We start from the raw sequence: 10,050 nt of genomic DNA on the forward strand, positions 1-10,050 counted from the left end.
TTACCTTTACAGTTAAGTAGATTGTTATAGTCAATTCAGAAGAATTGACTATAGTTATAAGCTCTGCAAAAAACTTGATTATCGAGTATAAGGGGTCATATGCTAAAGATTTCAGCTTTTATTATCACAAAAAATGAAGCCGCTAGAGTGACAAGAGCTATCAACAGTGTTAAGGGCATTGTCGATGAGATTATTGTTGTTGATAGTGGTAGCACTGATAATACAGTACAAATTGCTAGAGATTTAGGAACCAAAGTAATTTTTAACGAATGGAGTGGTTATGTTAAACAAAAAACTTTTGGTGAAAATTTATGTCAGAATGATTGGATATTAAATATTGATGCTGATGAAGAGCTGTCAAAAGAATTACAGGATGAAATAGAATTTATATTTGCTTCAAATATTCAAGATAATTATTTAGCTTATCGTACTAAAAATGTTATATTGCACCGTAACGATCATAAAGTTCGTCGCTTTGCTCCTTATCATAAATTCATCAGATTATATAACCGTAAATATAGTAGTTTTTCTAATAATATGAGTACTACTACTCATGATTCGGTGTTATTTAACCCAGATATTAACCCACAAGACAAAATCTATGAGTTAAATGGTATAATTTATCATAGGTCTGGCATGTCAATTGAGCAAATGGTAGCTAAGGCAAATTTTTATTCTTCCGAGCAGGCAGAAGATTTCGTCAAACTAGGTAGGAATCCATCAAAAATAAGAATTGCTACAGAAATTATTTTTTATTTTCTAAAATCATTCTTTATAAGACGATATTGGGTATTTGGTTTTGATGGTTTTGTTGACTCTATGATTCTTGCTTTTGGACGATTTATAAGACTCGCTAAAGCAAGAGAGATTTTAAATAATAAAGAATACGCTAAAAACCAAGAAAATATAGAATTATTAAAATAAGTGCTTGCATAAGGTGAAATTTTATTATATAGTGCCAGCAACTAAATAAACCGTATTAAACGGTTATTTTGGTAGAATAAAAAAGCAATCATTAATAATTAAGAGGTAAATATGCAATTATTGAAACAATTTTTTTATAAAGGATATTACGGTGGTGTATCAGCGTTATTTAAGCAGGGCTTATTTCACGCTGTAAAAACAGGTAATAAAGATTTAACAAATCATTTACTTACTAAAGCTAATGTAAATAATCAGGATGAAAATGGCAATACTGCATTACACTATGCTATAAAAAATAATTATTCTGGTATAGCTGAAATGTTATTAGGATGGGAGGCAAACCCAAATGTAACTAATAATAATGGTATGACACCATTAAATATTGCCTCTGCAGACAATCATCCTAATTGTAGAAAAATACTGTTAGATAATGGTGCCAAAATAACAAACGCAGATTTATGGTATGCACTGCGGAATAAGGAGATAGGCACTATGTACGATCTATTAGCCAATAAACAAGTGCATTCATCACCTAAGATAAGTAGTAATTTAAAAGAATTCACTAAAAATGCAGGCTCCTTACTTGAAGTAATAAAGGATTACTTGAGTGATATTACTATTGATAATTCTTTATGCGACAATGTGCATAATAATGATGTAACATTATTAGCTGATGACATATAGTCAATTCAGGGGAATTGGGTAGCAGGAACGATGGAGCGACGACGTCACCAACTTCCCATCAATTGACTATAGTGAATTAACTTGAATTGGCAACGTTATAAATCCGATTAGTATTTATCCTTAACGTCATAGTTCAGAGCCACTTTAGTAGCGACTAATACTACAGTTGTAGATTGAATGTGAGTGTTCACGATTTTTTTTGCTATTTTTTTGTGATGAATAAAAAAACCTGATCACCAAGCGTCATTGCGAGGAGACCGTAAGGTCAACGAAGCAATCCATTTCTAATCACTTTCCTGGATTGCTTCGTCGGTCTGGCAACCACAACTGTTGAAAGTTAGAAGGTAAAGCGGGTTTTAGATAGGTTTTCTGTCATTGCGAGACCACGCAAGTAGGTCNGGTCTTTCTTGCTAATAGACGTGGACCACATACGACTTTTAAACTATCCGGTCTAAAACCACTTCCTCTTCTAACTTTCAACAGTTGTGGTTGCCAGACCGACGAAGCAATCCAGGAAAGTGATTAGAAATGGATTGCTTCGTTGACCTGACGGTCTCCTCGCAATGATTCTTGGTGATCAGGTTTTTTTATTCATCACAAAAAAATCGTGAATGCTCACATCTAAACTACAACTGTAGTACTAGAAACACAGTTTTATTCCATACCAATAAAATTAGCTCATATCAAATTAGAGAGCGGAGAATATTTATCGGTAGTATATAGAGAAATATGAGCAACGGGGCTAAAATATATCGACGAAGATGGGATATCGAGACGGCATTTAAAGGATGCAAGAGTAATGGGTTTCGAATGGAGGATAGCCATATAAAGGACAAAGTGAGATTTGAAAGTTTTATTAAATGCATATTTATAGCTTATGCGATAACTATAAAAATAGGGTCAATTGAAGAACTAAAACAACCAATCAAAATGAAGAAAGCATTAGGGTGCAGGGCTTATTCCGTACTTCAATTAGGAATAAAATTAATTAAACAATCTTATAGTTGTTTTAAATATTCTCTTGATTCAGTTATTATAAAGTTGCTTAAATTATATGATTTGCAATCAATTTAGCATTTTTGTCCAGTAGTGTGATAAGTAATAGGCGAGCATTGAGCGATGACGTCACCAACTTTTCATCAATTGACTATATAGGCATCCTCATCGCTCCTGCTACCCAATTCCCCTAAATTGACTATATTAGCTAAAAGTTTTTTTGCAAAAAAAGTACAACTAAAAACCATATAGTAATCAAACATATCCAAAGTCCACCTCTAATGTCATACGTACGTCTGACTAGAATCTTTAGAGTAGCCTCAGTCTTTCTGGCTTCTTTTAGACAATCTGATCTCATAGCAATTATGTAACCTGATATAGCTATAATCTTACTATATAGTTGTTTTAGATCTTTGTCATATTTTGCATCGAATGTTTTTTCGTCAAGATCATTTTGCACAAAACCCCCTGATTATGATAATAGGAAAAATATTCCTATTAATTGTTGAGTAAAATAATAATTTAGGTTGCATTTTTAATAAAAAAGTTGCTAAATAAGCAATAATATATTTGATTATCAGATAAATATTGTATATATTCATAAAGCATTTCCTTTTATGATTGGGTTTTTTAGGGTTAGTAACATTTTTCTTATATTCAACTTATACATATTGACAAGTGGTTGAATTTATATATAAAATGGTTACGATTCCTAAAGTTTATCTTACTAAAAGAGTTTATTAAATTTATTTGGTAAGACAAACAACTTTATTATAAGGTTTTTTTTGTCAAGAAAAAAACCGTTTTTCACGGATAAATTTATAAAAGATTATGTTTAATGGGTTGGTTTGAAAATATAAAGGATTTCCTTAATAAAAAAATGAAGGAGGAAGGGCTAAAGGTAGGTCAACTAGCTGAGGCTTCAGATGTTCCTGAAACTACTATGAGGAAGATGCTAGATAATCGGCGTCCTGAGATAAAAAACATACTCAAACTAGCTGATTATTTTAAATGCTCTGTCAATGAATTGTTGGGTAGAGAGGAATTTGACTCTGGAGAAAAACAACAATATGCTAAACTATCTCCTGAAGAATTAAGTGCTAATTTAAGGAGTTTTATCAATAAGGAGCTAAGCAAAAACGATTTAACTCAGTCTGAGTTAGGGAAAAAACTTGGTCTTAGTGAAGATGCATTACGTCCTTTTTTAAAAGAAGATGATACTCAAAAAATGCTATCTAGTGTTACATTGGTACTTCTTGCCGATTTTTTTAAAGTGTCTGTTGATGGGATGATTGGTAGAACTCCGAATCTCGCAAGAGAACAGCAGATAGAAAAACCTTTAGATAACATAAAAAACCTAAGTCCTGAAGTTCTAAAAGCTGCTCAACTTATCGGCAAATCTATCAAAAATGATATATCTAAGGTTCCGGCTGATGAAAAAGCTGCACCCCGCCATGTTAGCTCTGTAACTAAGAAACCGCATAGTGAAAGAAGCAGATAATTCTTTTGGGTAAATAGTAGGTTATTTGATGCAAGAACGTATCCGTAATATTAGAGGGCTATTTGCTAAGTATAAAATAGATGGCTATATAGTATCATGTAACGATCAATATCTTAATGAGTATGTTCATCAAAGTGCTAAGCGACTGCAATATATAACTAACTTTAGCGGATCAAATGGTATTGCGGTGATCTGCAAAGGTAAGGCGGTATTTTTTACAGATGGTCGTTATCTAGAACAAAGTAAACATGAACTAGATCAAGAAACTTTTAAGATTTTTGATATTAAAGATTTAGCACATTTTCCTTGGGATGACTATTTAGGTAATGATGGTATATTGGGATATGATTCGAAACTCTTTACTAATGTTAAGTTACAAACATTTGCTAAAATAAGATCCCGTTTACAGAAGATATCTGATAATTTGATAGACCAAATTTGGTATGATAAACCTGATCAGCCATCATCAAAAATATATATTCATGATGATAAATTTTCTGGTCAATCATATAGTAATAAAATTGCCATATGCCGCAATCTACTAACTAAATATTCCGCCGATACGATGATTGTTACTTCAACAGATTCAATATGCTGGCTATTAAATCTCAGAGCAAGTGACACTCCATATTCACCATTGATGCTCGCTATAGTTCTAATCACTCAAGACCAACTATATTTATTTACTAACCCGAATAGAGCTAATCAAGAAATTATGATTGCTCGTCCTGACATAACTATTTTATCGGAAGAAAGATTTGCCGGTATATTGGGTCATGCTAATAAGGTTCTCGTTGATGAAAATTTTGCCTCAAGTTACATTATGGATTTGCTCAATAATAAACTAGTAGAAAAAATTAACGACCCTTGTCAACTATCGAAAGCAATTAAGAATGATATTGAGATTAAACACGCAGTTAATTTTCATATTAATGACGCGGTAGCACTATGTGAATTTTTGGCATATTTGTTTGAGCTACCAAATTTACAAGATCAAACTGAGTATGATTTAGGAGAAATATTAACCGAATTTAGATATAAGCAAGATCAATATGTTACGAATAGTTTCCCAACTATATGTGGTTTTAAGGAAAATGGTGCGATAATTCATTACCGAGCAACAAGCCATCAAGCAAAAAAAATCTTAGGTAAAGGTATATTATTAATTGATTCTGGTGGACAATATAAAGGCTGTACTACTGATGTAACCAGAACCTTTGCTATAGGTGACCCTACCGAGGAGCAAAAATTACGTTATACTCAAGTTCTTAAGGGACATATTGCTCTATCGATGATTAAGTTTCCGGTCAATATTACTACAGGAAGCCATTTAGATGTATTAGCTCGACAATTTTTGTGGAGGGATGGGCAAGATTATCCGCATGGTACAGGTCATGGGGTTGGTAGCTTTTTAAATGTCCATGAAGGGCCACAAAATATTAATTTACGTAGTAACGTGATTTTACAACCAGGTATGATTGTGTCTAATGAGCCTGGTTACTATAAAATCAACGAATTTGGTATTAGAATAGAAAATTTGATGTATATCAGAAATAGCTTACAGGATGTAAATTATTTAGAGTTTGATACTCTTACCATGGTTCCTTATGCAAATGAGTTAATAGATTATAAAATGCTAAACGAAGATGAAATAAGTTATATAAAACAATATTATCAAAAAATTAAACAACAAGTTTATCCCCTACTGTCAATTAGAGGGCAGCAATGGTTAGGCAATCAATTATTTTCATATATATAGTAAATTCAGCAAAAATTGGGGCTAGGAGGCTGCCTACGATAACTAATTAATTAGTTATTGCAGGGGCAGCCTTCTAGTGGTAAATAGAACAGTTAAAATATGTTTTTTACTTTACCTAAGCAAAAATATCTATCTTCGTTATTGCATAGTTCACGACCCCATTTGTTTCATTTTGTTTTTCTTGATAGCATAGCTAATCATCTCATCAATAACATTGTTTTGTATGGTTCTTGCAATATCCTTCTCATTTTTTTTCTGAATTTCCTGGTTTTTTTTCTTATCAATTTTCCTTGATTTTATATAAGCAAAATACGCCTTATCTTTTGACTGAAAAACTGGAGTATTGGAGCCAATATTAGTCCGGAAAATTGCTGATAATAATTCTGCTGGTAGCTGATGATTATTATGAATTTCAGATCTAGAAAAAGCTGTAGATTGGCTAGTAATAACTTTCAAAAATTCTTTATTCTTAGTTGGGGTGTACTCTTTAGCAATAGTTTCTATGGTTTTTAAATTTAGACCTTTTAAATATTGTTCATTCCATAGTTTCTGTACTTGCTCTTTAACTACCGAGAATTCTTGCACTTTGCTTGGTTGAATAGACTTAATCTCAACCAATATAAAAGCTCCTTTTTCAGTTAATTCTATTGGATATGATAATTCCCCTTCTGCAAGATCGAAAATACTGTCTGCATTTTGGGCAATATCAATTTTATTAACTGCTAAATCCTGATAACTTATAGACTCTAAATTTTGTATGGGTAGTTCATATTTCCCAGCAATTTCTGTTAAACTTGAGCCAGATGCAACGTCATCTTCTAGATTTTTAATCATTAATAGTTTCAATTCTTCTGCTTTTTGTTGTTGCAGTAATTCATTAACTTGTTTTTTGACCTCGCTAAACTTTTTATTAGCAAATTCTTCTTTGTTGTCCTGATAAAAATTTAATAACTCCTTATCATTATTATGAATTTTTTGGCATAACATTTCACTTGATATTTTTACATAAGACAAATTACGTTTTTCCGGTACTTCAAACAATGTTAGGTTGTTTTGGTATAAATCTTCTAATTGCGATGTGGTTGGAGGAGTTATTACTAAGTCTTTAGATTGACGTCGTAGATCAATTTGTACAAGTTCTACATCTCTTGTTTCAGCTATGTAATCTACAATATTTTTGACCATTATCTTTGGTGTAGGAAATGATTCTATAAAAATACTAATTAGAAGATTCTTTAAAGTATGTTCTTTAATGTCAGAAAAATAATCTTCTTCATTAATGTAAGAATTTTTTAAAAAACCTTTAAATCGCTCTATGTCAAATAGACCTTGTTCATTTTTAAAATTAGGATTTTCCTTAATTAACTCGATCACAGTATCATCAGTTAAATCTAAATTATAATAGCTAACTAAATAGTTGATAATACGGTTATTGATAAGTTTTTTAATAATAAAATTATCAATATTTAACTGTTTTATATCTTCTTCACTAAGATTTGTGTCACTTTGTCTTTGAATAGCCCGAATTTGTTCGGCTTTTTCTTTTAGAAAATCTTCTTGGCTAATATTATTTGCATCAGAAAAGGTAATCAAATCAAAATTATTGCTAGTATGTAATACATCTTTAATTCCCCATCCAACAAAGGCGAAGGCAATTACGCCAAGTAGAATACGCATTACAAAACTATCAGCAGCGTTTCTAATATTATTTAACATAAATATAAAATTTTTCTTCTTTAAGTGTTTATAATACACTAAAATAGTTCGTCCACTAATATCTGCAAGTAATTTTTATGAAAAAACTTATTATTGTTAATTGGAAAATGCATATGAGCTTAGATGAGGCATTTAAATTTTGTACTAAGCTTACAGAACAACAGTATAATAATCAGCTTATTATAGCTCCTCCTGTTCCTTATCTTGCTTATCTATCTGACAAATTCAAATTTTTAGAGTTTTGTGGACAAAATGTCAGTCGATTTGTAGGGCAGGGGAGTTACACTGGAGAATATTCTAGCTTACTATTAAAACTGAGTAAAATTAATTACTCTATTGTTGGTCATAGTGAACGAAGAAATTTCTTACAAGAATCTAATGCATTAATAAGACAAAAAGCAGAAAATTGTTTGGAGTCTCAAGTCACCCCTATTATTTGTATTGGAGAGGATTTAGCTATACGACAAAACAATAATTATAAAGATTTTTTATTAAAGCAGTTAGAGGAATCTTTACCAAATATAGTAGGTGAACAAAATTTAATAGTAGCATATGAACCAATTTGGGCTATAGGAACAGGAATTACTCCTGGACAAGAACAATTAACAGAAATATTTGATGCTCTTAATTATTATCTCAAGCAAAGGCAAGTTGCAAATAATATCAGCTTAGTATATGGTGGATCTGTAAATTTAGATAATATAGAAAAGATATTAAGTATACAGAATATTGATGGGGTTATGGTTGGCAAATCCTCACTTGATTATCAAATGCTAGTTCAAATGTTAAATTATAGGGTTTTTAAAAAATGATAAATATATTACTTTTTGTTCATATTGTGATAGCAATATTGCTAATTATTGTAATTTTGATGCAAAAGACTGGTAGTGATGGATTAAGTGGTATTGGTGGTGGTAATGGGACTATGGGTGTTGTTGCAGGTCGGACGGTGGTTAATTTCTTGACTAGAACTACGGTAGTACTTGCCACGTTATTTATGATTAACGCTGTTATTCTGGCTAATCTGTCTTCTAAGAAGAATTCGGGAATAATTAAGAAAATAGAGCAAGTTGATGATAAGCAACAAGAATCTAGCTTGCCTATTGCGAAATAGAATTTAAGGAGCCACTGTACTTATGCAAAAAATAATTGACTTACATAATATCAAAATTGGCAATGCTCTACCATTTATTTTGATTGCTGGTCCATGCCAAATAGAAACTCTAGATCATGCACTATTTATGGCAGACAAGCTTGTGACTCTTACGGCTAAACTTAACATACCATTTATTTACAAATCATCATTTGACAAAGCAAATAGAACTTCAATTAATGGTCTTCGTGGTAGTGGGCTTGACAAAGGGCTAGAAATTTTGTATAAGGTAAAATCAACCTTTAATTGTCACATTCTTACCGATGTTCATACAGAGGGTCAATGTGCTAGGGTTGCTGAAATTGTTGATATAATCCAAATTCCCGCTTTTTTATGTAGACAAACAGATTTATTGCGGGCTGCCGCACTGACCAATAAGGTAGTTAATGTGAAAAAAGGACAATTTCTTGCTCCTTGGGATATGAAGAATGTTCATACTAAGCTGGAAAGCTTTGGGGCTAAGAATATCATGCTTACCGAGCGGGGAGTATGTTTTGGTTACAACACATTAGTATCAGATATGCGTAGTTTGCCAATTATGGCAGAAACTGGAGCTCCAGTAATTTTCGATGCAACCCATTCGGTTCAGCAGCCAGGTGGTATAGGCAATAGTAGTGGTGGCGAGAGGAAATATGTTGAAATACTGGCAAGAGCAGCTATTAGTGTTGGAGTCGCTGGTGTTTTTATGGAAGTTCATCAAGAACCAGATAATGCTCCAAGTGACGGACCTTGTATGATTAAGCTGTCTGATTTAGAACCTATATTATCTAGATTGAAGAGATATGATGATATAACTAAAAATTTTACATTATAGTATAGTCAATTCAGGAGAATTGGGTAGCAGGAACGATGGAGCGACGCCTATAAGTAATCACACTACTGGATAAAAATGTATCAAGGGTTGAAAAGGCTAGCAAATAGAATATTTTAGAGAGAGCAAAATCATTTAGGGATATCTTTAGTATATGTCAAACACTATGATTCCAAAGCTGAAAGCGGTGGCTTATCATTTGGGATAGTTATTATAAAATTGCTTAAATTATATGATTTACAATCAACTTAGTATTTTTGTCCAGTAGTGTGATAAGTAATAGGCGAGTATTGAGCGACGACGTCACCAACTTCTCCTCAATTGACTATACTATGCAATAATACAGCGATAAGTAAAGGTTTTTGCGTTGGGTGATTGATCTATAAGACATTAAACCAAGCTTTATTTAAGCAATCGTATCTATTTGATCATAGTACCCTACAATTTTTGTAACAATGTAGGGAAGTAGGGATCAAAATCGGTAATTGAGTCATACTCCAAAATTC

At 32.1% G+C, this 10,050-nt stretch carries 11 protein-coding genes; 8 read left to right on the forward strand and 3 right to left on the reverse strand.

Features of this window, described 5'->3' with window-relative positions; all coding sequences use genetic code 11:
* The first annotated feature begins 99 nt into the window (after nt 1-99).
* From RiCNE_RS01755 to RiCNE_RS08470, 3 genes are all read left to right on the forward strand, one after another.
* Nucleotides 100-924 (forward strand): glycosyltransferase family 2 protein, encoded by an 825-nt coding sequence (locus tag RiCNE_RS01755; RefSeq protein ID WP_094648912.1) that lies wholly within the window; start codon nt 100-102, stop codon nt 922-924.
* A gap of 111 nt (nt 925-1,035) precedes the next feature.
* The gene (locus RiCNE_RS01760; RefSeq protein ID WP_094648913.1) at nt 1,036-1,608 is read left to right on the forward strand and encodes an ankyrin repeat domain-containing protein; all 573 of its coding nucleotides are present in this window, start codon (nt 1,036-1,038) and stop codon (nt 1,606-1,608) included.
* Between the two features lie 729 nt (nt 1,609-2,337).
* Nucleotides 2,338-2,682, forward strand: coding sequence for a transposase (locus tag RiCNE_RS08470; RefSeq protein ID WP_094648914.1), 345 nt, complete (start codon nt 2,338-2,340; stop codon nt 2,680-2,682).
* 130 nt (nt 2,683-2,812) lie between these two features.
* Here the strand turns inward: RiCNE_RS08470 and RiCNE_RS07765 are convergent, their stop codons facing one another.
* The gene (locus RiCNE_RS07765) at nt 2,813-3,064 is read right to left on the reverse strand and encodes a hypothetical protein (RefSeq protein ID WP_094648915.1); all 252 of its coding nucleotides are present in this window, start codon (nt 3,062-3,064) and stop codon (nt 2,813-2,815) included.
* Nucleotides 3,054-3,206: a hypothetical protein gene (locus RiCNE_RS07410; RefSeq protein ID WP_157905646.1), complete on the reverse strand. Its 153-nt coding sequence runs from the start codon at nt 3,204-3,206 to the stop codon at nt 3,054-3,056. Before RiCNE_RS07410 ends, RiCNE_RS07765 begins: the two co-directional genes overlap by 11 nt.
* 236 nt (nt 3,207-3,442) lie before the next feature.
* On the opposite strand from RiCNE_RS07410, the gene RiCNE_RS01775 reads away from it, so the two are divergent.
* Nucleotides 3,443-4,105: a helix-turn-helix domain-containing protein gene (locus tag RiCNE_RS01775; protein ID WP_094648916.1), complete on the forward strand. Its 663-nt coding sequence runs from the start codon at nt 3,443-3,445 to the stop codon at nt 4,103-4,105.
* Nucleotides 4,106-4,133: 28 nt separating this feature from the next.
* Nucleotides 4,134-5,864, forward strand: a complete 1,731-nt coding sequence (locus RiCNE_RS01780) for an aminopeptidase P family protein (RefSeq protein ID WP_192866915.1) — start codon at nt 4,134-4,136, stop codon at nt 5,862-5,864.
* A gap of 150 nt (nt 5,865-6,014) precedes the next feature.
* Here RiCNE_RS01780 and RiCNE_RS01785 read toward each other — a convergent pair whose 3' ends face one another.
* Complete coding sequence (locus tag RiCNE_RS01785) at nt 6,015-7,580, reverse strand: peptidylprolyl isomerase (protein WP_094648918.1); 1,566 nt, start codon at nt 7,578-7,580, stop codon at nt 6,015-6,017.
* 77 nt (nt 7,581-7,657) lie between these two features.
* On the opposite strand from RiCNE_RS01785, the gene RiCNE_RS01790 reads away from it, so the two are divergent.
* Genes RiCNE_RS01790 through kdsA form a run of 3 tightly spaced genes read left to right on the forward strand, consistent with a single transcriptional unit; the run spans nt 7,658 to nt 9,547 of the window.
* Nucleotides 7,658-8,392 carry a triose-phosphate isomerase gene (locus RiCNE_RS01790; protein ID WP_094648919.1) on the forward strand — a complete coding sequence of 245 codons (735 nt, stop codon included), beginning with the start codon at nt 7,658-7,660 and terminating at the stop codon, nt 8,390-8,392.
* Entirely contained in the window at nt 8,389-8,694 is a 306-nt protein-coding gene (gene secG / locus RiCNE_RS01795; RefSeq protein ID WP_094648920.1) for a preprotein translocase subunit SecG, read from the forward strand. The genes RiCNE_RS01790 and secG overlap by 4 nt, the downstream gene beginning before the upstream one ends.
* A 22-nt stretch (nt 8,695-8,716) precedes the next feature.
* Nucleotides 8,717-9,547 carry a 3-deoxy-8-phosphooctulonate synthase gene (gene kdsA, locus RiCNE_RS01800; RefSeq protein WP_094648921.1) on the forward strand — a complete coding sequence of 277 codons (831 nt, stop codon included), beginning with the start codon at nt 8,717-8,719 and terminating at the stop codon, nt 9,545-9,547.
* Nucleotides 9,548-10,050: the final 503 nt, after the last annotated feature.

Origin of the sequence: Rickettsia endosymbiont of Culicoides newsteadi (genome assembly GCF_002259525.1) — a bacterium.
Taxonomy (GTDB): Bacteria; Pseudomonadota; Alphaproteobacteria; order Rickettsiales; family Rickettsiaceae; genus Tisiphia.